This window comes from Nonomuraea sp. IBHARD001 (genome assembly GCF_056106265.1).
Map to the genome: position 1 here is coordinate 4,427,665 of NZ_JBWBBW010000002.1, position 22,227 is coordinate 4,449,891.

Annotated in this window: 21 protein-coding genes and 1 tRNA gene; 6 read left to right on the plus strand and 16 right to left on the minus strand. The window is 66.9% G+C overall.

The window, feature by feature from the left end; all coding sequences use genetic code 11:
* Positions 1-15 precede the first annotated feature (15 nt).
* Positions 16-1,338: an MBL fold metallo-hydrolase gene (locus tag ACTWNK_RS22315; RefSeq protein WP_474306406.1), complete on the plus strand. Its 1,323-nt coding sequence runs from the start codon at positions 16-18 to the stop codon at positions 1,336-1,338.
* Positions 1,335-2,558: an MFS transporter gene (locus ACTWNK_RS22320; RefSeq protein ID WP_474306407.1), complete on the plus strand. Its 1,224-nt coding sequence runs from the start codon at positions 1,335-1,337 to the stop codon at positions 2,556-2,558. Before ACTWNK_RS22315 ends, ACTWNK_RS22320 begins: the two co-directional genes overlap by 4 nt.
* Here ACTWNK_RS22320 and ACTWNK_RS22325 read toward each other — a convergent pair.
* Complete coding sequence (locus ACTWNK_RS22325) at positions 2,544-2,897, minus strand: YciI family protein (protein ID WP_474306408.1); 354 nt, start codon at positions 2,895-2,897, stop codon at positions 2,544-2,546. The two genes, ACTWNK_RS22320 and ACTWNK_RS22325, sit on opposite strands and share 15 nt — an antisense overlap.
* Before the next feature lie 326 nt (positions 2,898-3,223).
* On the opposite strand from ACTWNK_RS22325, the gene ACTWNK_RS22330 reads away from it, so the two are divergent.
* Entirely contained in the window at positions 3,224-4,435 is a 1,212-nt protein-coding gene (locus ACTWNK_RS22330) for an aminotransferase class V-fold PLP-dependent enzyme (RefSeq protein ID WP_474306409.1), read from the plus strand.
* An 85-nt stretch (positions 4,436-4,520) separates the two neighbouring features.
* Here the strand turns inward: ACTWNK_RS22330 and ACTWNK_RS22335 are convergent, their stop codons facing one another.
* The 11 genes from ACTWNK_RS22335 to ACTWNK_RS22385 form a co-directional block, all read right to left on the minus strand.
* Positions 4,521-5,105 (minus strand): hypothetical protein, encoded by a 585-nt coding sequence (locus tag ACTWNK_RS22335; protein ID WP_474306410.1) that lies wholly within the window; start codon positions 5,103-5,105, stop codon positions 4,521-4,523.
* 151 nt (positions 5,106-5,256) lie between these two features.
* Positions 5,257-5,607, minus strand: coding sequence for a DsrE/DsrF/TusD sulfur relay family protein (locus ACTWNK_RS22340; RefSeq protein WP_474306411.1), 351 nt, complete (start codon positions 5,605-5,607; stop codon positions 5,257-5,259).
* Complete coding sequence (gene phnE, locus ACTWNK_RS22345) at positions 5,604-6,446, minus strand: phosphonate ABC transporter, permease protein PhnE (RefSeq protein WP_474306412.1); 843 nt, start codon at positions 6,444-6,446, stop codon at positions 5,604-5,606. Before phnE ends, ACTWNK_RS22340 begins: the two co-directional genes overlap by 4 nt.
* Positions 6,443-7,201, minus strand: a complete 759-nt coding sequence (locus ACTWNK_RS22350) for an ATP-binding cassette domain-containing protein (protein WP_474306413.1) — start codon at positions 7,199-7,201, stop codon at positions 6,443-6,445. Before ACTWNK_RS22350 ends, phnE begins: the two co-directional genes overlap by 4 nt.
* Complete coding sequence (phnD, locus tag ACTWNK_RS22355) at positions 7,201-8,112, minus strand: phosphate/phosphite/phosphonate ABC transporter substrate-binding protein (RefSeq protein ID WP_474306414.1); 912 nt, start codon at positions 8,110-8,112, stop codon at positions 7,201-7,203. The genes ACTWNK_RS22350 and phnD overlap by 1 nt, the downstream gene beginning before the upstream one ends.
* Positions 8,109-9,314 carry an acyl-CoA dehydrogenase family protein gene (locus tag ACTWNK_RS22360; RefSeq protein WP_474306415.1) on the minus strand — a complete coding sequence of 402 codons (1,206 nt, stop codon included), beginning with the start codon at positions 9,312-9,314 and terminating at the stop codon, positions 8,109-8,111. Before ACTWNK_RS22360 ends, phnD begins: the two co-directional genes overlap by 4 nt.
* A 37-nt stretch (positions 9,315-9,351) precedes the next feature.
* The gene (locus tag ACTWNK_RS22365) at positions 9,352-10,731 is read right to left on the minus strand and encodes a DHA2 family efflux MFS transporter permease subunit (protein ID WP_474306416.1); all 1,380 of its coding nucleotides are present in this window, start codon (positions 10,729-10,731) and stop codon (positions 9,352-9,354) included.
* A gap of 152 nt (positions 10,732-10,883) precedes the next feature.
* Positions 10,884-12,164, minus strand: coding sequence for an ABC1 kinase family protein (locus tag ACTWNK_RS22370; protein WP_474306417.1), 1,281 nt, complete (start codon positions 12,162-12,164; stop codon positions 10,884-10,886).
* Positions 12,161-12,895, minus strand: a complete 735-nt coding sequence (locus tag ACTWNK_RS22375) for a hypothetical protein (protein ID WP_474306418.1) — start codon at positions 12,893-12,895, stop codon at positions 12,161-12,163. Before ACTWNK_RS22375 ends, ACTWNK_RS22370 begins: the two co-directional genes overlap by 4 nt.
* A gap of 10 nt (positions 12,896-12,905) precedes the next feature.
* Positions 12,906-13,637, minus strand: coding sequence for a DUF6073 family protein (locus ACTWNK_RS22380; RefSeq protein WP_474306419.1), 732 nt, complete (start codon positions 13,635-13,637; stop codon positions 12,906-12,908).
* 51 nt (positions 13,638-13,688) lie between these two features.
* The gene (locus ACTWNK_RS22385) at positions 13,689-14,132 is read right to left on the minus strand and encodes a hypothetical protein (protein ID WP_474306420.1); all 444 of its coding nucleotides are present in this window, start codon (positions 14,130-14,132) and stop codon (positions 13,689-13,691) included.
* A 210-nt stretch (positions 14,133-14,342) separates the two neighbouring features.
* Here ACTWNK_RS22385 and ACTWNK_RS22390 point away from each other — a divergent pair.
* The 3 genes from ACTWNK_RS22390 to ACTWNK_RS22400 all read left to right on the plus strand — a co-directional run bounded on the left by ACTWNK_RS22390 (position 14,343) and on the right by ACTWNK_RS22400 (position 18,043).
* Positions 14,343-14,435 (plus strand) — tRNA-OTHER (locus tag ACTWNK_RS22390).
* Positions 14,436-14,478: 43 nt separating this feature from the next.
* Complete coding sequence (gene selB, locus ACTWNK_RS22395; protein WP_474306421.1) at positions 14,479-16,233, plus strand: selenocysteine-specific translation elongation factor; 1,755 nt, start codon at positions 14,479-14,481, stop codon at positions 16,231-16,233.
* 442 nt (positions 16,234-16,675) lie between these two features.
* Positions 16,676-18,043 (plus strand): hypothetical protein, encoded by a 1,368-nt coding sequence (locus tag ACTWNK_RS22400; protein ID WP_474306422.1) that lies wholly within the window; start codon positions 16,676-16,678, stop codon positions 18,041-18,043.
* A 66-nt stretch (positions 18,044-18,109) separates the two neighbouring features.
* Here the strand turns inward: ACTWNK_RS22400 and ACTWNK_RS22405 are convergent, their stop codons facing one another.
* The 4 genes from ACTWNK_RS22405 to selA form a co-directional block, all read right to left on the minus strand.
* Positions 18,110-19,054, minus strand: a complete 945-nt coding sequence (locus ACTWNK_RS22405) for a hypothetical protein (protein WP_474306423.1) — start codon at positions 19,052-19,054, stop codon at positions 18,110-18,112.
* A gap of 117 nt (positions 19,055-19,171) precedes the next feature.
* The gene (locus ACTWNK_RS22410; protein ID WP_474306424.1) at positions 19,172-19,969 is read right to left on the minus strand and encodes an AbiTii domain-containing protein; all 798 of its coding nucleotides are present in this window, start codon (positions 19,967-19,969) and stop codon (positions 19,172-19,174) included.
* Positions 19,970-19,988: 19 nt separating this feature from the next.
* Entirely contained in the window at positions 19,989-20,810 is an 822-nt protein-coding gene (locus tag ACTWNK_RS22415) for an AbiTii domain-containing protein (protein WP_474306425.1), read from the minus strand.
* Between the two features lie 63 nt (positions 20,811-20,873).
* On the minus strand, positions 20,874-22,220 hold the full coding sequence (gene selA / locus ACTWNK_RS22420) for an L-seryl-tRNA(Sec) selenium transferase (RefSeq protein ID WP_474306426.1): 1,347 nt from the start codon (positions 22,218-22,220) through the stop codon (positions 20,874-20,876).
* Between the last annotated feature and the right edge of the window lie 7 nt (positions 22,221-22,227).

Sequence of the window (22,227 nt, forward strand, 5' to 3'; positions counted from 1 at the left end):
GCCGGGAGGAACAACGTGCCGCAAGTGATCCCCCTCGTCGACGAGGGACTGGGGAACACCGCCTATCTCGTGGACCTGGACGACGGGCGAGCCCTGGCCGTCGACGTCTCCCGTGATCTGCGTGCTGTGAAGGCCGTTGCCGATCGGCACGGACTACGCATCGCCTTCGCGGCCGACACACACCTGCACGCCGACTACCTGTCCGGCGCCCGCCAGCTCGGTCACGACGACGGGGCGACGGTGATCGCCTCCGCGGGCGGGGAGCGGAAGTTCGCGCATACCGCGATGCGCGACGAGGACCAGATCGACCTCGGCGGCCTGACGTTGCGGGCGCTGACGACACCGGGCCACACGACCGAGCATCTGTCCTACCTGCTGCTCGACGCCGACAGGCCGCTCGGAGTGTTCACCGGCGGCTCACTGATCGTCGGCGCGGCGGCCAGGACCGACCTGGTATCGGCCGAGCGCACGATGGAGCTCGCCCTCGCCCAGCACGCCTCGCTGCGCCGCCTCAGCCTGCTGCCCGACGAGGTCGCGGTGTGGCCGACGCACGGCGCGGGCTCGTTCTGCTCGGCTCCACCCGGCTCCGAACGCACCTCCACCATCGGCGTGGAGAAGCGCACCAACCCCCTGATGCGGATCGCCGATGCCGACACGTTCGCCCGCCGCCTGATCGAGGGGCTCGGCAGCTACCCGACCTATTTCGCCGGTCTGCCCGAGGCCAACCGTGTCGGACCTCGAATTCTCGGGCAGCGGCCCGAGCTCGGGACGTTGAGCATGGAGCAGGCCGTCGCCGCCGGTGCCACGGTGGTCGACGTGCGCCCGGTGCTCGACTTCGCCAAAGGCCACATTCCCGGCGCGATCTCCATTCCGCTGCGGCCCCAGTTCGCCACGTGGCTGGGCTGGGTACTGCCCGCATCCCAGCCCTTCGTGGTCGTTCGAAACCCCGAGCAGGACCTGGACGAGATCGTCTGGCAGGCATTGAAGATCGGACACGAGCTCCTGCTCGGCGAGGTGGCCGACACGTGGCGCGAGCAGGCGGAGACGATGCCGGTCATCGGTCCTGGCCAGGTCGGCGACGCAGACGTCCTCGACATCAGACAGGCCGCAGAGTTCGGCGCCGGGCACCTGCCAGGCGCACGGCACCTTGAGCTTGGCGAGCTGTCGACGGCCACCGTTCAGGACGAGCCCCTCATCGTGATGTGCGGTCACGGCGAGCGTGCGGCGACGGCGGCAAGCCTGTTGCGGCGTGCCGGGCACGGGCCTGTGTCGATCCTGTCGGGCGGGCCCGACGACTGGTCACGGATCACCGGCCTCGCACTGGAGCGCAGTCTGTGAGTCGCACCACTACGCTCGGGCTCCGCGCCAACCTTCCCCAGTTCGCCCTGCTCGTTCTCGTCAACGCCCTGGTAGGCGGCATGCTCGGCCAGGAACGCACAGTGCTGCCCCTCCTGGCCGAACAGACATTCGACGTGCGCGCCTACACCGCGATCCTCACCTACATCGTCGCTTTCGGGGCGACCAAGGCCGTCAGCAACTTCTTCGCCGGCACGCTGTCCGACCGCTACGGGCGCAAACCCGTGCTGATCGCGGGCTGGCTCGCCGGACTGCCGGTGCCGCTCATGCTCATCTGGGCGCCCGGCTGGGAGTGGGTGATCGCGGCCAACGTCCTACTCGGCGTCAACCAGGGGCTCACCTGGTCGACCACCGTCATCATGAAGATCGACCTGGTCGGACCACAGCGCCGAGGGCTGGCCATGGGCTTCAACGAGTCCGCAGGCTATCTCGCGGTCGCGCTCACCGCTCTGGCCACCGGGTTCCTCGCCGAGCAGTACGGACTGCGTCCCGCCCCGTTCCTGCTCGGCCTGAGTTACGCCGTGCTCGGACTTGGGCTGTCGGCGCTGTTCGTCAGGGAGACACGTGAGTACGCCGGCCTGGAGGCGCGACAGGGGTCCGGTGAGCAGTTGAGCACGTGGCAGGTCTTCCTCACCACGAGCTTCAAGGACCGGTCGTTGTCTTCGGTCAGCCAGGCCGGCATGGTGAACAATCTCAACGACGGTCTCGCCTGGGGGCTGTTCCCACTGCTGTTCATATCGGGTGGGCTAAGCCTGGCGGAGATCGGGCTGCTCACCGCAGTGCTACCCGCTGTGTGGGGGGCCGGTCAGATGGTGACAGGCTGGGCGTCCGACCGGATCGGCCGCAAGCACCTCATCACCGGCGGCATGCTGCTGCAAGGTCTCGCCCTCGGCGCCGTGACCCTGGCGGACGAATTCACCGGTTGGCTGGTCGCGGTGGCACTGATCGGCGCGGGCACCGCGATGGTCTACCCCGCCCTGCTGGCCGCGGTCGGCGACGTCGCGCATCCCTCGTGGCGAGCGCGTGCGGTCGGCGTCTACCGGCTGTGGCGCGACGGCGGGTTCGCCGCCGGGGCGCTGCTGGCCGGCGTGCTAGCCGACATGTACGGCGTGCGCGACGCCATCTGGGTGGTGGCCGCCATCACCGTGCTGTCCGGACTGGTGGTCGCGGTACGCATGCGCGAGACGCTACCCCGGGTATGACGCGACCTCAGCCCATGGGCTGATCGCCCGGATCTCGACGAGCGCGGCCATCGGCCAGTCGCACACCATCTCCACCGCGTGCTCGCGCCGGGCGACCTCCACCTCGACATAACCGCCGACTGCCGTGCGCTCGTCACCGTATGTGCCGTCGACGTAGTGGCGGCTGGGTGGCGACCAGCGCAGGGTGGTCGCGCTCACCACCGATCCCAGCCGGCACCTATGCCTGACCCTGTCGGCGTGGCGGGCGAACCAGCGATCGATCTGTTCGTACTCCTCGTCCCCAAGCTCCGACAGGGCTTCCGCAGGAGCGGCGTCACGGAAAACCAGCGCATATCTCACACGTGCACCTCCTACTCCTTAGACGAATACCAAGGCCGACAATTCGACACCTTCGCTGAGAGTCTCCATCCAGCCACCAAACGCCTCCTTTAGCTACAGATGGCGCAATGGTAAGCTTTAGAAATATATAGCTCCTTCACTGCTGTACGCCGTGCACAGGAGGCATCATGGCTGACCAAACACCTCCCACCACCCCCAGCACCTCACCCATGACTAACGAAAATGCCTACGACCGGCGTCTACTGCTCCGCGGTAGCGCTCTCGCCGCGGCCGGCGTGCTCGTAGCAGGGTGCACCACAGCACAGGCAGGCGGCCCCGCGCACAGCGTGGCGACGCCACGAGCCGACGACTGGGAATCGGTACGGGCCCAGTTCCCCCTCACCCGCCGCCTCGCGCACTTCTCCGCGTTCATGCTCGCCTCGCACCCCGCTCCCGTGACGGCGGCCATCAAGGAGATCCGCGACGGCCTGGACTCCTTCCCCCAGCAGTACGGCATGGGCATGGCCGACTTCGACCGCTCCGCGCAGGCGAGACAGGCGCTGGGCGGCTACATCGGAGCCGAGGCCGGCCAGATCGCCCTCACCGACAGCGCCACCATGGGCATCGGCCTTCTGTACGGCGGGCTGCGACTGAAGCCGGGCGACGAGATCGTGACCACCGAGCACGAGTTCTACTCCACGCACGAGTCGTTGCGCCTGCGCGCCCAGACCGGGGGCGTACGTATCAAGACTGTCCGCCTGTATGACGACCCCGCGACGGCACGCTCCGACCAGGTCGTCGCCAAGCTGCGTGCCGCCGTCACCAGCAGGACCCGCGTCATGGCGCTGACCTGGGTGCACTCCAGCACCGGAGTGAAGCTGCCGATCAAACAGATCTCCCAGGCGCTGGCCCGGATCAACACCGGGCGCAGCCGGGACGAGCGGGTGCTGTTGTGCGTGGACGGCGTGCACGGGTTCGCCGCGGAGGACGTCACGATGAACGACCTGGGATGCGATTTCTTCATTACCTCAACGCACAAGTGGCTGTTCGGCCCGCGAGGCACCGGATTCGTGTGGGGCAGCGCGGCCGGGTGGGCCCGCTTCCAACCGATCGTGCCGAGCTTCTCGATGCCCGCCTTCACCGGCTGGCTCACGGGCAGCACTCCCAAGGGCGCACCCGGTGAGCTGGCCACGCCGGGCGGCTACCACTCCTTCGAGCACCGGTGGGCGCTGTCGGCCGCCGTACGCTTCCACCAGGCCATCGGCCTGTCCAGGGTCGCCGCTCGTGTTCGCGAGCAGGCCAACCAGCTGAAAGCCGGACTCGCGGAACTGAAGCACGTACGTCTCGTCACACCGCTGTCACCCGAGATGTCGGCCGGCGTCATCTGCTGCTCGGTGAACGGGCTCAAGCCGGAGGCCGTCGTGCACAAGCTGGCCGACCATGGCATCTCCGCAGCCGAGACGCCTTACCGCGAATCCTTCGTACGCTTCGGCCCCAGCATCGTCACCAACCCTCAGGAGGTCGACCGCGCTATTCGCGCCATGGCCGCCCTCGCTTGACAGACGAGCCTTGGACTGGGGCAGGACCGCCTCTCGACACGATTGCGCATCCCGCCCGCGTCGGCATTCGCGTGAGCGAGTGCCGTCACGTCACATCGAACGGCAACAGAGGACAGGCCCCCCGGTCGAAGGCGTCCACTGCAAGGTCCCCCGCTGGGGTGTCGAGTTCGGCTCTGATCGCTGCCAAGAGTCGCTCTTCCCTCCGAAGCCGCAACGTCGGTATCGCATCGCCTGGATGAGAGATGCCGTTCAGCACGTCGGTAACGCTGGCCGCAACGCCTGCGGCTTCTCGCCGGACCTGGCAGCTACCGAGAGCGACAACACCCGCCCATGCCTTCACGAAGACATCCTCGGCTCTGCTGTACATCTTCAAGGATTCGTCTCGGGAAACAGCTCCTGCCAGAGAGGCATGTAAGCGCCTTCTCGAAGCTTCGACCTGTGACCACGCCTTCAAGAAGGCGACGTAGCTCGCTCTCCGTTCCCTCACCCGCTCATCCTGCAGTTGAAGCTGCAGACGAGTGAGCTCGGCGGACGTAGTCATTCGCGTGACCACGTAAGTGGTGCCTATCGTCAACAGCGATGCGACGATCAGGAAGGCTCCTGAGAGAGCCGCCACCCGAAGGTCCGTTCTGACCTGGTTCTCCTGGCTCTGGTCATCAACGGCAGACATGACCCATGTCCCATCAGTGGACAATGCCGACATCGAAATGTAGACGATCACATGAGACCAATGCGACGAGCTGGCCGTCAGGTCCCGGACCGAAACAGACCGGACACCCACGCCGTCAGCGTGGGTGTCCGGCCGTTGTGTGGTCACTCGCTCATACGTTGATCGTCTTGTCCGCCCACTGGGTCCACTGGGCCAGCTCCTTCATCGAGGAGCGGCGTGAGCCCTGGGCCACGTGCTCCTCGCTGATGCCGCGGGCGTCGAGGCAGGCGCCGCAGCAGCCCACTTCACCCTGCTTCGCCACCACCCCTTTGATCATGTGGGCGACGTTGTAGTAGCCGTCGGGCGTCTTCTGGCCGGCCATCGCCGAGGAGACGGCGTCGCCGAACAGGAAGACCTTGACCTCGTTGCCGTCCTCGTCGAGCATCTGCCTGGCCCAGCGGATGCCGTTGTAGGTCCGCTCGCTGCCGTACGGAGCGTCGTGCAGGACGAACAGGAACTTCATCGGGAGCTCCTCTCAAGGAGAGAACGATAGGGACGCGACCTGTGGTCGCTGGTGCGCCCGGACGCCGCGCCCAGTCGGCTCCGGAAGATCTTGGAAATTCGGTCGACCACAATGACGAGGATCACGACCGACGCCACGAGCGTGGCCAGCTCCTGGTACCGGAACAGGTGCAGGGCGATCCCGAGCGCCTGGCCGATGCCGCCCGCCCCGACGAAACCGATCACGACCGAGCTGCGGATGTTGCACTCCCACTGGTAGAGCACCTGGGAGGCCAGATGTGCTCGCGCTTGCGGGATGATACCGAGCAGCGCCGTGGTGGCCCGGCCGCCGCCGGTCAGGCGCATGGCCTCGACCGGGCCCGCGTCCACGGCCTCAAGGTGTTCCGAGCACAGTTTGGCCATCACTCCAGCCGAGTGCAGTGCGATGGCATAGACTCCCGCGGCGGGACCGAGACCCACGGTCGCGACGAACAGCAGGGCCCACAGCAGCTCGTGCACACTACGCAGCAGCGTCGCCGCGCCTCTGGCCAGCACGGCCAGCCACACCGGCGCCTGCACATTGCCCGCCATGAGAACGGCGAGCGGCAGGCCGAGCAGGGAGCCCAGCAGCAGGGCGGCGATCGACATCTGCACGGTCTCGACGGCCGCCGTGATCACGCGAGACAACAGCGCCGCGTCGAGGTCGGGCGGGAAGAGCCCGGAGATCAGTTGTACGGCGCCCTCACGCCCCTGGATGAGGGAGGTCAGGCCGACCTCCGTCCCGGCGAGCGACCATGCCACGACCAAGACGATGAGCACCACCACCGTCAGGCGTCCGGACCTGCGCGTGCGAATGGTCATGGGATCGTCCCCGCCGGACCGATCCCCCCATAGATGTGCTCAGCCTCGTCATCGTCCGGTGCCGCACCGTCGTAGACGATCGTGCCCGCGCGCAGGGCGACGACTCTGTCGAAGTGCCGGGCGACGCGCAGATCGTGGGTGGTGGCCACCAGCGTCGCGCCACTGCCGTACAGGTGTGCGAGCGCGGTCGCGGCGCGCACGGGGTCGAGTCCGGAGGTGCTCTCGTCCGCAAGCAGCAGGCCGGGCTCGGTGAACAGCGCCCGCGCCAGCGCGACCCGCTGACGCTCGCCTCCCGACAGCAGCTCCACTCTGGTGCCGAGCGTCGGCTCGATCTCATGGCGTACGGCGAGCTCGTCCAAGCGGGCGGCGAACCTGCGAGGGACCGTACCCGACAAGATCGTGACCCAGTCCACCGGCCGCCACCGGTAGGCCGCTCCCGCCAGGATGTTGGTCCTAGCGGTCAGTCCCGCGACCAGATCGTCCCTCTGACGCACGCACCCGATGGACCTGCGCATGCGGGTCACCTCGGCTCGGCGTCCGAATGGACTGTGCCCGTCGATCGCGACCAGACCGCGCACCGGCCGCACAGCTCCCACGATCACACGGAGCAGGGTGGTCTTGCCCGCGCCTGAGGGTCCGAGCAACGCGACCCGCTCGCCTGCCTGGATCTTGAGCGTCACGTCGTCGAGCACGGTTGTGGCACCGAAGTCCACTCTGACCTGGGAGACCTCGATCTCCACGGCCTTGGTGGCCATCACTGTCCTCGGCGTACGGTGAGCAACCCGAGGGCTCCGGCGTGCCGGCGTACATCGTTGTAGTCGGCGGCCGTGACGGTGGCATATCCCTTGGCACGCATCAGGTCGAGGAGCTTGGGGTCGCGGATGTCGAGGAAGGCTTCGGCGATGGCCTTGCGCGCGGCGGGGAACAGGTCGGCACTGGCCACCCATGGATAGCCCATGACCTCGCGCGTCTCCACCGTGCGCAGTGCACCCTTGGGCACGCTGCCCTGCTTCTCCAGGCGGTGCAGGATCCGCAGCTCGATGCCGCCCGCGTCCACGCCTCCCGACAGCACCGCCTGCGCGGTGGCGTCGTGGCCGCCGGTGAAGGACACCGAAGCCAGCGGTGGGCAGCTGGTCAGATCGCCGGTGTCACATCGGGCGCCCGCCTCCGCGATCATGACGCGGGGGTAGAGGCTGCCGGAGGTGGAGCTGACGTCACCGAAGGCGAACTTCCCGCCAGCCGCCACGACCTCCTTCGTCGAACGGAAGCGTGAATCGTCCTTGACGACCACGGCCGACAGGTACTTCTTCGTGCCTGTCTCCTGGTCGATCTCGGTGACGAGCGGCTCGACCTTCCACTGCGCCTCAGCCTGTACGTAGGTCAGGCCACCGAGATAGGCGATGTCGAGCTTCCTGGCGACCAGGGCCGAGACCACCCCGGCGTAGTTGGTGGCCACGAAGAGCTCGACCTCGGTGCCGAGCACCTTGGCCAGGTATGCACGGAACGGCTCGTACTGTGCCCGCTGGGTCTCCGGGGAGATGTTGGGGACGATGCCGACCCTGAGCTTCGCGGGCAGCCCGCCATGGTGGGCGTGCCCTGAGGCGCACCCGGCCGCGAGCAACACCAGGCACAGCAGGGTGGTGACGACCTTGGACCTGCCCGTCATCGCGGCCCGCCTCCCGCCGGAGGGGCGATAGGCGCCAGCTCCACACCCAGCGTGCTGGCGCCGATGAGCTCACTGCCCGTGCGCCCGTTGATCGGCATGATCAGTCCGGCCTGGACGTCGCGCCACATGCGTTCAAACGGCTGGGATCGCGCAAGTGCCGCGCCGCCCACCACACCGGCCAGCCGGGTCATGATCGCGGCGGCGTTGTCGGTGCAGACGTTCTTGACGAACGCGCACCGTCCCAGTCCTTCCTGCACCGACAGTTGCGAGGTCAGCCTCCCGCTCGTCACATCGCTCGCATGCCGGCTCAGCACGCTGCGGTTGACTTCCAGCGCGGTCTCGGCATCGGCGATGGCGTCCTGGACACGGGCGTCGCCCTGCAAGCCGCGCCGCTTGATCTGGCTCACGGTCCAATCCAGGGCGCCAGCGGCGATGCCGGTGTAGACGGCGCCGAAGCTGGGTGCGGTCCAGCAGATGATCGTCTCCAGGACCTGGACGTCGAAGTGCCCGACCGGGATGGACTGCACGACGCCGTGCTCGGGGACGAAGTGCCGCTCGAACAGCACGTCGTTGCTCTGGGTCGCGCGCATGCCGAGTGTGTCCCAGGTCTGCTCGATCGTGATCCCGTCGGTGCTGGGATCGACCAGCAGGATGAGAAGGCGGGGGCCGACCCCCGGGTCCTCGTATCGTGCGGTCGTCGCCCACATGGTGGCGACGGCGCTGTTGGTGGCGAAGCTCTTACGCCCGTTGAGCAGGAAGCCGCCGTCGACCTTGGTCGCCGTCGTCTTGGCGTCGACGAACAGGTTCGAGGTGCCGATCTCACTGGCGACGGCAGCGAGTGTCAGGTGGCCCATAGCCGCCAGGCGCAACACCTGCTCCAGCGGCGGCGCACCCGTCTTCGACCAGGTCAGCGCCCAGGACCCGAGCGGTGCTGCGTGCATGGCGTAGGCCAGCGCGGTGGCACCGTCGGCGCCGGCGAGCCGTTCGAGAACGAGCAGGAGGTCGTGCTGGTCGGCGCCGAGCCCGCCCAGCGCCTCGGGGACGGTCAGTCTCAGCAGCCCGGCGTCACGCAGGTCGGCGTAGTTGTCCAGGGGAAAAGTGTTGTCGCGGTCATGGCGGGCGGCTCGCTCCGCGAGCGCGGGAACCACTTTGTCGGTGAGCGCTAGGAGCGCTCGCTGGCGTTCGTCCAGACACTGGCGCATGGTGATCTCCTCGAAACTCGATGAGACGTGACGGGCTTCATGTGGTCATGGGTGTCGCCTGGACGACGTCGTGCTGGGCTGTTCGTGACTTGAGCAAAAGTCCACCTGTGGCGCTCAGCAAAGCGATCGCGGCCAGGACGACCAGCGCCCACAGGACGGTCATGGTGCCCCGCTGCAGCACCGCCCCCGTCAACGCGACCCCCAGCAGTCCGGCCACCTGCCTGCCCGTGTTGAGCACGCCCGAGGCAGCGGGCACCAGAGAGACCGGAAGATCGCGCACCGCCTCGGCGCTCGCGGGCGCCATGATCAGCCCCACCCCACACCCGACAAGGGTCAGAGGTACGGCCAGCAGTCCCAACGACGCCGCCTGCGTGGTGAGAACAGCGAAGGCTCCGACACCCACCGCCATCGCCACCAGCCCTGAGACGATCACCAGCCGGCCGCCGACCCGATCGGCGACCCAGCCCGCGAACGGGGACAACAATCCGGCGCCGACCGCCATCGGCAGAAATGCCAGTGCCGTGTCCAGCGCGCTGCCGCCGAGCGCGCCCCGCACGTGCAGGCTGATGGCGAGCATGAGCCCCGACAGCACCAGGAATTGCACGCAGGCCATCCAGCCCGCGGCGTTGAAGGCCCGATGCCGGAACAGGGCGGGCGGCATCAGCGGGGAGCTGTGGCGCCGCTCCCACCAGCCGAACAGCACCAGCAGCAGCAGCCCGGCGACCGCGAACACCGATCGGTCGTCACCGGCCCCGACCATGGCATATGTGATCATGGCAAGTCCGACGGTGACGAGCGCGACTCCCGCCCAGTCCAGTCCGTGGCGGGCTTGCGGCCTGACATCGGGCACCCAGCGAAGAGCCAGTGCGAGGGCCACTGCGCAGATGGGCACGTTCACCAGGAAGGCCCATCTCCAGCCCCACGCACTGACGACCACGCCGCCGCCGATGGGCCCGACGACGGCCGCGAGCGCCATCGTGGCGCTGATCACGCCGAGAGCCGCTCCCCGCCTGTCCTTGGGAAAGACGGTCGCGATAATGGTCAGGCTCTGCGGCACGATCATCGCCCCACCGGCGCCCTGGGCCAGCCTGGCGGCGATCAGCTGCGGCACGGATGCGGCCAGCCCGCAGGCCAGTGAGGCGAGTGCGAAGACCAGCAGCCCGGCGAGGAGCATCACCTTGGGCCCGCGCAGCCCCCCGAGCCTGCCCGAGGTGATGAGCAGCGCCGCGTAGACGAGCACGAAGCCGTTGACCACCCACAACGCCTGCTCCAGGTCGCCTCCGGCCAGTCGTACGAGGTCAGGGATCATGACCTGGACCACGGTCGTGTCGACCATGACCACGAAGACTGTGAGGCACAGGACCGCCGCTGACGCGACGAGTGGAGGAGGGTGTCGAGGGGGTTCGCGCGTGGGCATGGAGTGCTCCCAGCTGATCGGAACCGGGCACGGCCAGCGGCCGAATCGCCACTGAAGTCGATTTACTTTAGAAATATATAGTCATATTCCATGGGTGAAATATGCCTGTCAAGTCCCGAGTCAGAATTGCTGTGCGTGACAATTGATGCCCTCTATGTGACATCGGACGAGCTGAAGATGAGACCGTGCATGACATAGGGGGCGGCCTCCATCTGAAAGTCCATCAAGGGATAAAGCCTTCTCACCGCTCCTTCCAGCGACAGCAGGCTCAGCAGCGGGAAGACAAACTCAGGCTCGGCGAACAGACGGTTCCTGCGCTGCAGGTCGAACAACTCGACGGAGAAGGCGGCCAGCTCGAAGTCCGCGGCCACACTGCCGGTACTGCGTCTGACCAGCTCGACGACCTCGTGCTTGAACACGGCGACGTCCGCGCCGGCGTCAATACTGCATACGGTCGACAGCAGAACGTCGGCGCAGAATTCCCCATCACCACGAATCATTCCGGCGAAGAACTGCGTGAACCGTGTTCGCGCCGTTTCGCTGAGCTCGTACATGAATCCGGCGTCCAGCATGACGACGCTGCCGTCATCGCGGAAGTACACGTTTCCCTGGTGCAGGTCCACGTGAATGAAGCCTTCGATGAAAAGCATGTGGTAGACCGTTTGAACCAGACGCGTTACACCGGCCTGTCGTGTGGCCTCGGGCAGCGTGTCCGCAGCCAGCCGGTCCAGTCCGTGGACATACTCCATGGTGATGACGCCGCGCGCCGACAACCTGGTCAGCGCTCGTGGCACGACCACGCCTGCCAGGTCGGCCAGGTCGTCGTGCATTCGCTGTAGCTGTCGCGCCTCCTGTGCGAAGTCCATCTGGGCGGCCAGGCTCGCGCCGACCTGTTCGACGATCTCTGTCACCGGCACCCTGCGCAACATCGGCAGCCTTGCGGCCAGCCCCGCCAGGAAGGTCGCGATGGCGATGTCGGCGGCGAAGCGCCGTCCCACATCCGGGCGGCGGACCTTCACCGCGACCTCGACTTCGCCTGCGGCTCCGCGGTAGACACAGGCGATCGACCCGCTGGCCACCGCCGGCCGCCGCAGTGCGTCGCGGATGACCGGCGGCACGACGTCGAAGGCGTTCTCGACCGTCTCCCAGGCCCGTCTGGAACTCATGGGCCGTACGTCGTCGTGGAGCCGGCCCAGCGCTTGCGCCAGCTCGACCCCGATGAGGTCGACACGGGTGCCCACGAGCTGCCCGATCTTGAGGAAAGCCCCGCCCAACCGTTCGAGCAGGCGGGCGACCTCGTACGCGACGAACTCGCGCCTGCTCGTCCGAACCCCCGCCGCCGGCGCAAGCATCATCCGCGGCACGGCCGCCACAAGCATGGCGAGCACGAACAGCAGCCGCCCACACACGCGGACGCCACTCACCACGCTCATCCCCGCTCTCCGCTCAGCGCCCGCTCGGCAACCGCACGCAACGCCTCGGGCGAACCGCCGAAACACCCTTCGGGCAGCTCGACGGCCTGTCCGGCCCGGACGAAATCTGTACGATGACCGCTGTCCACCCGCGACACCCGCACCCGGACGGGCAGCCGATCCTCAGCGGGATCACCCAGCTCAAGGGCGTCCCAGCGCCGGACCCGCCGTCCACTTCTACTGACGACCCGGGTGACGACCAGCCCACGGCGAGGCGTGCTCAGCTCGGTGACATGCAAGCCGTCGAGCGGACCCGAGCCCGCAAAGCAGCGTTTGTCCGCACGCGTCCTGCCTTCAACGGGCGGGCAGCAGTCGGCAGTCTCGGCCGGGCGCAGACCTGGGTGCGGCCAGGCCATGAGGTCGAGGTAGCCGATGTCGGTGAGCGGCAGGCAGTCGAAGACCAGCCTGTCCACCACGTCGATCGGCTTCTTCATCGTCGGAAGGAAGGTGTGGATCCGGCAGGAGGCGGGCTCGCGCCGCTCATCGATCCACACATAGGTGCCGAACAGCACATCGGGCCGCAAGACGAAGATCGCGGTCGTCGCGTTCACTCCGCCGTCGGAAAACCTTCGCGCGAAGATGTACCGCATGGGGTTGTGGCCGATGTTCGCCTCGACGCTGAAAGCGTAGGAGTCGAGCTGGCCCGCACGATTGTTCGCACGGACCGGCCCTTCGACGCGCACGTCACTCATCGCCCAGCGCCTACGCCAGCAGTCTGGCGAGCTCGGCGGGCACCACCGCGCTGGTGATGGGAATGTGGTGGAGCAGGTTTCCGATCTCGATGTCGGCGGCGATCAACTCGCCGAGCTGACGGCCCTCGCCGTCATACAGTGCGTACGATCGTGCTGTGCGCGACACGTCCCCGATCGGCGGGACCATCGCGACCCGCGACTCCAGACGGACCACCTGGTCGCCCGTGTCGACGGTCGTGCCGAGCTGCTCTACCTCGAACCGAGGATAGATCATGGTGATACAGTCCTTGATGGGCATCGTTGTCCCATCGTCAGGCGCCGGACTCGGCTTGACCCGCGCCCCTTCCGCCTTGCTGGGCGTGTTGGAGACCTTGACCTGGCCGAAGATGTCGCTGTGGCCCGTCACCTGAAGCGACAGGAACTGCGCTGTGATCGTGGAGCTCGACCAGTCCAGTTCGGTCGCGGAGTGTGGGTCATGGCGACGATAGATCGCCATGCCGTGGAGGTCGACGATGTCCTCACCGAGGCCGTCGATGCGCACGTGGATGCGCTCGCGGACGATGAAGGTCTCGAGGGCCGACGGCGTCAGCGTGTAAGGGCGAATGGGATAGAGGTTTCCCTGCCCTCCCCACGCGGACGCGTGCCCCTTCACAACCTCCGCCGGCGAGAGGGTCGCGGCGTCGATGCCTGCCGCCACCCCCCTGTCGAGGAGCTGTTGGAGGATTCTCTGTGGTTCGCTCACGTTCAACCTTTCGAGTGAGAGCGATGAAGCGGGGTTGCCCAGCGTCACCCGTCAGACGTCGAGGGACGCCATGAGTGCGTCGAGCGAATCGATGACGTGCGCGAAGTCGACCGTGCGCTCGCGGATCCGCGTCTTGTCGACCGTCTGGTCGCCGAGCTCGGTCGCGAGGACCTCGATGAGCCGATCGAGGTTGTTGTAGGCGATGCTCACGGGGAAGTGCGCGAGCGGCGGCTCGTACTGCGGATCGGCGGACGGGCCTCCGGTCTCCAGCCGTCCGGTGGACCCACTGAGCCTTCGCCATGCCTGCTCGACCGTCAGGTCGTAGTCATGGAAGACGCCCAGGTAGTGGGGCTTCCAGAGGCGGCGCAGCTCGTTGGCGCTGATCCTCCTCTCCAAGTAGTCCACGGCCACGGGGACGAACCTCTCGCGGTACTCCTTGAGCAGAGGGCGGACATCAGGGGACGCCGTCGACAGCGCGTTGTCAGCGATGGTCATGCCTGTCTCCCAACTGGCTGTTGATCAGGACACCCGTCAGAGCGTCGGTAGCCTCAGTGGACTACTTTAAATTCATATAGTCAAGAAGAGTGGGCGATTCAGTGTTCTGATGAACAAAACAGCTTTTGAATAGCCTGATCAGTGGCATCCACTCAGACTGTCTACTGATCACCGTTGACATGTTGCTATATCTATCATTAGTTAGTTAATGGAGGCGTTGGGTGCCTGGTGGCCCTCCCGGTCTACAAAACCGATGGGGCGGCGTTCACGTCGCTGGCGGGTTCGATTCCCGTTCGCCTCCGCTCATGATCGTCGCCGGTTCGCACGAGCGATGGGAACGTAAGGCATGCACGTAGTCGCGACCGCAGGCCACGTGGATCACGGAAAGTCCACCCTCGTCAGGGCGTTGACCGGTATGGAGCCCGATCGCTGGGCCGAAGAACGCCGCCGGGGACTGACCATCGACCTGGGGTTCGCCTGGCGGACCCTGCCGTCGGGGCGCTCCCTCGCCTTCGTGGACGTTCCCGGTCACGAGAGGTTCGTGACCAACATGCTGGCCGGGGTCGGCTCCGTGCCCGCCGTGATGGTGGTGGTCGCGGCCGACGAGGGCTGGATGCCCCAGTCGGCCGAACACCTGGCGGTGATCGACGCCATGGGAATGCGACACGGCCTGCTGGTCGTCACCCGCTCGGATCGGGCCGATCCCGCTCTCACCCTTGAAGAGGCCGGCGTGGAGATCGCCGCGAGCTCGCTGGGGGACGTCGACGCCGTCGCTGTCAGCGCCACCACAGGCCAGGGCCTGGACGATCTGGTCGAAGCCTTGGACAGACTGCTCTCCCGCCTGCCCGAAGCCTCTCCTCGGGACCCCGTACGGCTATGGATCGACCGCGCGTTCACCGTGAGGGGAAGGGGAACCGTCGTCACCGGCACCCTGCCCGCAGGCACGATCGCGGTCGGCGACGAACTGACCCTCAGCCCGTCGGGCCGCACGGTACGGGTGCGGGGGCTGGAGTCGCTCAAGCAGCGCGCCTCATCCGTGTCAGGCGTCTCGCGTGTGGCGCTCAACCTCAAGGGCGTCGAAGTGCCGGACACCTCACGCGGGACTGCCCTCATCGGGCCCGGCCAATGGACGATCACCGGCTCGCTCGACGTTAGAGTTCACAGGCTCAGCACCGACGCGCTCGGCCGCGAATGCACCCTGCACATCGGCTCCGCCGCCATCGCGGTCGAGGTGCGGCGGCTCGGGATCGACCTCGCCCGTCTGACCCTGGCCCAAGCCGCCCCGTTTCACGTCGGCGACCGTGCGATCCTGCGCGAACCAGGCTCACGCAGGATCGCCGGCGTCACCGTGCTGGATGTGCGGCCTCCCTCGCTCAGAGGGCGCGGCGCCGCCTCGAACGCGGGCAGGCAACTGGCCACATGGCCGGACCTGCCCACCCCGCACGATCTGCTGCGCCGTCATCACTTTCTCAAGGCGGCCGACCTCGCCCTCATGGGGCATGTCGCCCCTGGGCGCCCCACAGCCGGCGAATGGCTGGTGGACCCCGCTCGGTGGACGGCCCTGCACCATGAGCTCGACCAGCTCGTGGGCGACTACGCGGCCAAGAATCCTCTGGCCCCGGCCCTTCCCGTGGACATCGCCAAGCAGATCCTGGCTCTGCCCGACCGCCGTCTGGTCGAGTCGCTCGTCCGCCCGCCGCTGCGCGTCGAGGCCGGTCGCGTCCACCGGCCCGCAGCCGTGCCCCAGCTCCCCGCCGCGGTGGCCGCCGCCGTACGCAAGCTGGAGGACGAACTCGCTGCCACCCCCTTCCGGGCGCCCGACGCGACTCGGCTGGCGGAGCTCGGCCTGACCTCTCGCGCCGTCATCGCCGCCCACCGGGTAGGCGCACTCCTGCGGCTGGCCGAAGGCGTGGTTCTGCCCCATGGCGCCGAACACGCGGCGCTCGCCGTCCTGCGCGATCTACCCCAGCCGTTCACGGCCAGCCAGGCCAGAACCGCTCTCGACACGACTCGCAGGGTCGCCATCCCCTTGCTGGAGTACCTCGACGAGAAGGGACACACCGTTCGCGTGGACTCCACGAACAGGAGGGTGAGACTCTGAACGGCCCGGGCGCCAATCGCATTCGTCACCCAATATCTCGGGTCGGGTTAATTGTGACGTTTTGTGCAATAAATAGCGCATACAAAAATGTCGGGCCCGCACACTAGGCTTTGCCGCAACGCGAAACCTCAGCGCAAGCGGGTCGGCGCGCAGGGTTTTGTCGTGATCACACCGGCCATAGGCCGATGTGCGAAGCCGGAGATGCACCTCGCATCGTGCCCCGTGATCGCCTGTCTCCTGGCGCTGGCCGATCCTCATGGAGGTTCGATGCACCTGGTCAGGGCGCATCGAAGACTCGGACACGTTCGGCATCGAGCCGGACGTCACCTGTCTGGTCGGGAAGAACGAGTCGGGTAAGACGACCGCGCTACAAGCGATCTACAGAGTCAATCCGGTTGAATCCTCGGCCAGGTTCGATGAGGTCATCGATTTCCCCGCACGCTTGACGCGCAAGCGCAAGCAGTTCCCCGACGGGGAGAAGATTCCCGTCGTCGTCGCCACCTTCCGCTACTCCGACGAGGAAATGGCGCTGATCGAGAAGGACCTTGGAGCCGACGCTCTGCGTAGCCCTGAATTCACCGTCACGATCGGCTACCGCGACACCAGCCAGGCCTACACGCACGCCTACGATCAGGCCGCGATCGTCAAACATCTGCGTTCCGGCCTCGACCTGCCTCAGGGGTCAGCCGGGGACGTCAACGCCGCCTCCACGGTCGCCGAGCTCCTGGAGGCGCTGGACAAGCTGGAGGAGCCGCCGTCAGCCGCCCAGAAGGTCGCCGAGCGCATCCGCGGCTGGCGAAACGAGAGCGTCGGCTTGTACCTGATCGACAAGTTCGCCTCGCCGCGCATGCCGAAGTTCGTCTACTTCAACGACTACGACACCATGCCAGGCATCGTCTCCATCCCCAATCTCATCCGCCGCCGGGACCAGGAACAGCTCGATCGCGGTGAGAGGGCGCTGCTCAGCCTACTGGACATGGCAGGTGTCACCCCGGAGGACTTCCACCGGACCGACCAGCACGAGCACCTCATCCGCGAGCTGGAGAACTCCGGGAACGTGACGGTCTCGCCCGACCACCTCCACCGCGTTCGTACCGTCGTCGACCATGACAAGATCGGCACCAAGGTCTCCCCTGAGATCTTCAAGGCCGACAGCGACACCGTCTCCCCGCTGCTGACCGCGATGGGCATCGAGATGAGCCAGACCCTCTTCGTCGGCGAGCACACGCTGCTCCTCGAAGGGCCGAGCGATCTGATCTACCTTGACGTCCTGTCCGAACTGGCCTCCGCCAACGGGCTGAGCGGGCTCGACCCGCGCTGGGTCAAGACGCCCATCGGCAGCTCAGGCAAGCTGTCCACCTTCGTCACCCTGCTCGGCGCGAACAAGCTACATGTCGCTGTGCTGGTCGACTCCAGTACCAAGGACGTCGGCGCCGTCAAGCAGCTGCGGGCCAACGACCAACCCGCTGCCAACGGTCTCGTGGAGATCTGTGAGTTCACCGGAACTCCGGACGCCGACATCGAAGACCTCTTCGAGCGGGACTTCTACCTGGAACTGGTCAACCGCGCCTACCACGGGCAGCTGCCGACCCCGATTGCGGTCGCCGATCTCAACGACCAGGACCCGCGTATCGTGCGCCAGGTAGAGGCCTACTTCTCCCGGCATGGAATCACCGCGGGCAAACTCGACCACTTCAAGCCCGCTGCCGTCCTCCTGCGGGAGCAGAACGCGCTGGAGTCACGCATCGACACCGGGACCCTCGACCGTGCGGCCAAGCTGTTCACACGCCTCAACAGGCTGTTGCCATGACATCGCCCGGCGGCCTCTCCCCAGCGGCCGGGCCGCCGGTCCGATCAAACCCGAACCACGGGAAGGTCAGCGAGCGCCGAAACGGTCCCATTGATCCCACTCGGCTGAAGGAAACGAGCGCAGCCACCTCGGCGGATACTGTGCGCGGATGGTCACCGCCCTGTCGTCAGGCGCGTTTTCCAGCTCACCGCCCAAGATGGTGCCGTCTGGCAGACGGAGCAGCAGGTCAACGGCAGCGGTCGGCCACGTCGTACGTACCAACTGCACCACAGGGCGCGCGTCGAAGCTGAGCCCGTCGGCGGTCGTCTGTGGCTTGGCCAGAACCAGGACCGACCGGGTGAGTTCTCGACCGGGCAACCCTCCCAGGCCGTGATGGTTGTTCAGCTGGTCGAGCAGGAAGAGCAGGTTGGAGCGTTCACGGACGCTGAGGGTCGCGCTGATCAGGGCTGCCGAGAATCCCTGCACCGCGCGGAAGAAGTAGCCCAGTTCCTCGCGGGTCATGATGGTAGGTACGCGGGACTGCCCGGGGGCCTGCGAAGCCTCCAGCCGGCCGTCGGCATGCACGATCAATTCCCGGTGCACCACGGAATGCCGAAGATCGACTGTATTGGCGTACAAGCGCATGAATCGTCGCCACACCTCCACCTCACCCCTGAACGGCGGCTGCCGCTGTGGGCCGTTTCCCGTCCCGGCATTGCGACACTTGGCCTCGATGGTGGGAGAAGCGGCACCGGAACCGAGGGTGCCGTCCATCACAAGATCGAGCACCTTCCAGGCCGCGCCGAACAGCATGGGGGTCACATCGACCTCCACCGGTCGACCATTCATGGACACCACGGCGCGCGCACTTCCACTCCCCACCAGGGCATGAATGCGTGGACTCGCACGGCTCTCGTCCCGGTAGTCCACGATCTGTAGCCCAGGCGTGAGAATCAGAGCAGGTGCGACCTCGTCAAGAACGTAACGCTCGAATGCGCTGTCCTGGCCGAACCGGGCGGCGGAAAACGGCATTGGCCATCGCTCCCTAACGGATGGGGACGAACCCGTTACTGGAGCCTACGGTTCAACAGGCGGCTCGCACTCGGGCTTGCGAGAATCTCGGCCTGTGCCTGGCCCGGCGAACGCGAGTTAGAAAGGCCGCCAGCCGCTGCTCAAGATCGCGATCACCAAGAGGAGGATCACCAAGGCGGTCACACCAGCGGCGACCTCCTTCCAGCGCGTCGGCCGCAGGCTCGTGGAGGTGGTGCCGTCAGTCGACGCGGTCGCCCTTCCTCCCTCCGAGGCCTGAGGCATCTGAAGGATGATCTGGTGTCGTTCCCCGTGCACAGCGAGGTTCAAGGCGCTTTCGGCGTGCTGGACCAGGGCAACACCCGGCTCGTCGGGCATGGTGGCAAGCAGTTCGGCGACGAACTCGGTCAACACGGTTCTGACCTGGTCCAGGACGCCCGAGAGAATCGCCTTGCTCACTGACCAGTGCACGCTGGTGACATAGACCGTCGCCAGGGATGTCTGGCCACTCGCGAGCTTTGCGATCGTGGCCGCGTCTCGCGCCGGCCAGCGCCGGTCCAGTTCTCCCGGAGCAGTGGCGTCGGCCAGGAGTTGGCCGATCGGTTCACGGATGCCGAAGCCGTGAACCAGTGCGTCGGTGACTTCACCGGGCATTCCTGTCAGCTCGCCCAGCATCACAGTGAACGTCCGGCGCTGGCCGTACTCCACCTGTAACGGGCACAGCACCACTCGATAGGCGGGCAGCTCGTCATTGCTTCCGTAGCCGCGTAACTCCTTGGACGCCCAGATGCGGAGTTTCTCGGACTGCACCAGGCTGCCCAGCATCAGAACCTTGCGCAGCAGGTCCGCGACGTCCACCGAGCGGTCCAGGACGTCCTGCCCGATTTCGCGGATCAGAGTCTTCTGGCGATTGTTCACCGGATGGCCTTCCGTAGCGTTACCAGGGCCATCCCGCCTGCGCCCAGGTCAGCACGGCGACGACGAGCGCGAGCACGGTGGCCAGGCCGACGACGAATCGTCCTGTCCCGCTCATCCAGCGCTTCAGCTTCTGCGACGGCATGTCCGGGCTGTTCGCATGCTGCTGAGGGGCAGTGTTAACAGCTGCGGTGGCCAGCCCACCGCTCGACGCCCGAGGCATCTGAAGGATGACCTGGTGTCCTTGTCCGGTCACGGCGACGCTGATCGCTCTACTCGACTCCTCGGGCTGGACGTGCTGCCCATCGGACGCGGCGATCAGCACCTGGGCGACGAGCTCTGTCAGCATCGACCTGACCTGATCCAGCACACCTGTCAGCTCAGCGCTGCTGATCTTCCAGTACACGTCATACACAGCCTGCTCTCGTTGCAGATGTCGAGCAGCCATCACCCGCGAGATCTCTAATGCGCTGGTGAGGCTCACCCTGACGTCGCCGTCCTCCGCCAGCCGGGACAATTCGGCGATCGGCTGCCTGAGGCGGACCCCATACGCCATCTCCTCCCTGACCGGTGCGGACAGTTCTTCCGCGGAAGGCAGGCCGAAGTCACGGGAGCCGCCGGATTGCACGTCCATCATGATCGCGGAGTGCAGCACTCTGTACGACGGCAATTCCTGGAGTTCGCTGTAGCCTCGCAGTTCTTTCGAGGCCCATTGCCGCAACACCTGTGTGTGCTCGTTCTCGCTGAGGGCCAGACATTTGCGCAACACATCGCCCAGGCCCACCGCCGAGTCGAGCACATCGCGCGCGATCTCGTGAACGAGAGCCGTCTGGCGGTCCGTCATCGAGCCAGTGTGACGCGAGGACGCCCACCGCGCGACTCGGACACGTTCAGGCGGGACCAAGCGTCACAACAGAGCCTCGATCAGGCTCTTCGCGACGATATCGTCGTGGTCAGGGGGGACGGTGCGCAGGTCGATCACGACGCTGCCACGCTCGGTCCGAACGATGACGGGCGGGTCGCAGGCGCGCAACCTAGACACCAGGGTGGTCTCGGTCATGCCTGTCGGGCGGACTTCGACAACGGCGGTGGGAAGCAGTTCGGTGGGCAGGCTTCCACCTCCGACCATGCTCGCACCTGGACGTACTCTCGCCTGTGGTCCGACGGCCGCGGCCAGCCGTTCGGCTCGCCCGGTCAGTTCGGTCAGCGGGGTGGCGAGCATGCGCAGGACCGGCAGGTCATGCCGACGGCCCGACAGGTGCGACAGAACGGTGGCCTCCAGGGCGGCCAGCGTCAGCTTGTCGATCCGGACAGCACGGGCGATCGGGTGGCGGGTCAGGCGCTGGACGAGGGCGGCGGAGCCGACGACGATGCCCGCCTGCGGCCCGCCGAAAAGCTTGTCGCCGGAGAACACAGCCAGGTCGACCCCGGCCTTGAGGCTGGTCTCGAGGGTGGGTTCGTCGCCCACCCGGCCCCTGATCAGGCCCGAGCCTAGATCGTGGAGCAGCGGTACACCCGCCTTGCGGGCCAGTGTGACGAGGGCGGGAATGGTCGGCTGGGTGGTGAAGCCCTCGATACGGTAGTTGGAGGGATGCACCACCATGATCATCGCGGTTCGATCGCTGACGGCATGGGTGTAGTCGGCCAGATGTGTCCTGTTCGTAGAGCCCACCTCGACCAGCCGGACACCGGCGGCCTCCATGATCGCCGGGATGCGGAACTCTCCGCCGATCTCCACCAGCTCCCCACGCGAGACGATTACCTCCCTGTCTCGCGCCAACGCGCCGAGAGCCAGGAAGAGCGCGGCGGCGGCGTTGTTGACAGCCATGGCTCCGGCCGCGCCGGTGAGTTCACGCAACAGCGCGTTGGCCGTGCTCCCCCGTTTGCCGCGCCCGCCGGACTCCAGGTCGAACTCGACGGTGGAGTACCCGGAGGCCGCGAGCACGGCGGCGCGAGCGGCCTCCGACAATGGCGCGCGCCCGAGGTTGGTGTGCAGGACGACGCCCGTCGCGTTGACGACCGCGCGTACCCGGCCGACGGTCAGCAGCTCGACGGTCGTGCTGACCGAGGCCGCTATGTCGTCCAAGGGCGGCAGCGGCAGGCCGTCCAGTACGGCACGCCTGGCCTGCTCCAGCGCACGCCTGGCCATCTCGGTCAGCAACGGCCGGCCCCATGTGCGCATTTGATCGGCGATGCGGGGATGCGACAGGACGACGTCCATCTTGGGCAGAGCCCGTCTCGGATCCGCGTTCATGGTTTGT

Bases quoted from the DNA above. Each gene is read 5' to 3' on its own strand.
- ACTWNK_RS22335 (WP_474306410.1), bottom strand. From the start codon at position 5,105: ATGTCTGCCGTTGATGACCAGAGCCAGGAGAACCAGGTCAGAACGGAC.
- ACTWNK_RS22340 (WP_474306411.1), bottom strand. From the start codon at position 5,607: ATGAAGTTCCTGTTCGTCCTGCACGACGCTCCGTACGGCAGCGAGCGG.
- phnE (WP_474306412.1), bottom strand. From the start codon at position 6,446: ATGACCATTCGCACGCGCAGGTCCGGACGCCTGACGGTGGTGGTGCTC.
- ACTWNK_RS22350 (WP_474306413.1), bottom strand. From the start codon at position 7,201: ATGGCCACCAAGGCCGTGGAGATCGAGGTCTCCCAGGTCAGAGTGGAC.
- phnD (WP_474306414.1), bottom strand. From the start codon at position 8,112: ATGACGGGCAGGTCCAAGGTCGTCACCACCCTGCTGTGCCTGGTGTTG.
- ACTWNK_RS22360 (WP_474306415.1), bottom strand. From the start codon at position 9,314: ATGCGCCAGTGTCTGGACGAACGCCAGCGAGCGCTCCTAGCGCTCACC.
- ACTWNK_RS22365 (WP_474306416.1), bottom strand. From the start codon at position 10,731: ATGCCCACGCGCGAACCCCCTCGACACCCTCCTCCACTCGTCGCGTCA.
- ACTWNK_RS22370 (WP_474306417.1), bottom strand. From the start codon at position 12,164: ATGAGCGTGGTGAGTGGCGTCCGCGTGTGTGGGCGGCTGCTGTTCGTG.
- ACTWNK_RS22375 (WP_474306418.1), bottom strand. From the start codon at position 12,895: ATGAGTGACGTGCGCGTCGAAGGGCCGGTCCGTGCGAACAATCGTGCG.
- ACTWNK_RS22385 (WP_474306420.1), bottom strand. From the start codon at position 14,132: ATGACCATCGCTGACAACGCGCTGTCGACGGCGTCCCCTGATGTCCGC.
- selB (WP_474306421.1), top strand. From the start codon at position 14,479: ATGCACGTAGTCGCGACCGCAGGCCACGTGGATCACGGAAAGTCCACC.
- ACTWNK_RS22405 (WP_474306423.1), bottom strand. From the start codon at position 19,054: ATGCCGTTTTCCGCCGCCCGGTTCGGCCAGGACAGCGCATTCGAGCGT.
- ACTWNK_RS22415 (WP_474306425.1), bottom strand. From the start codon at position 20,810: ATGACGGACCGCCAGACGGCTCTCGTTCACGAGATCGCGCGCGATGTG.
- selA (WP_474306426.1), bottom strand. From the start codon at position 22,220: ATGAACGCGGATCCGAGACGGGCTCTGCCCAAGATGGACGTCGTCCTG.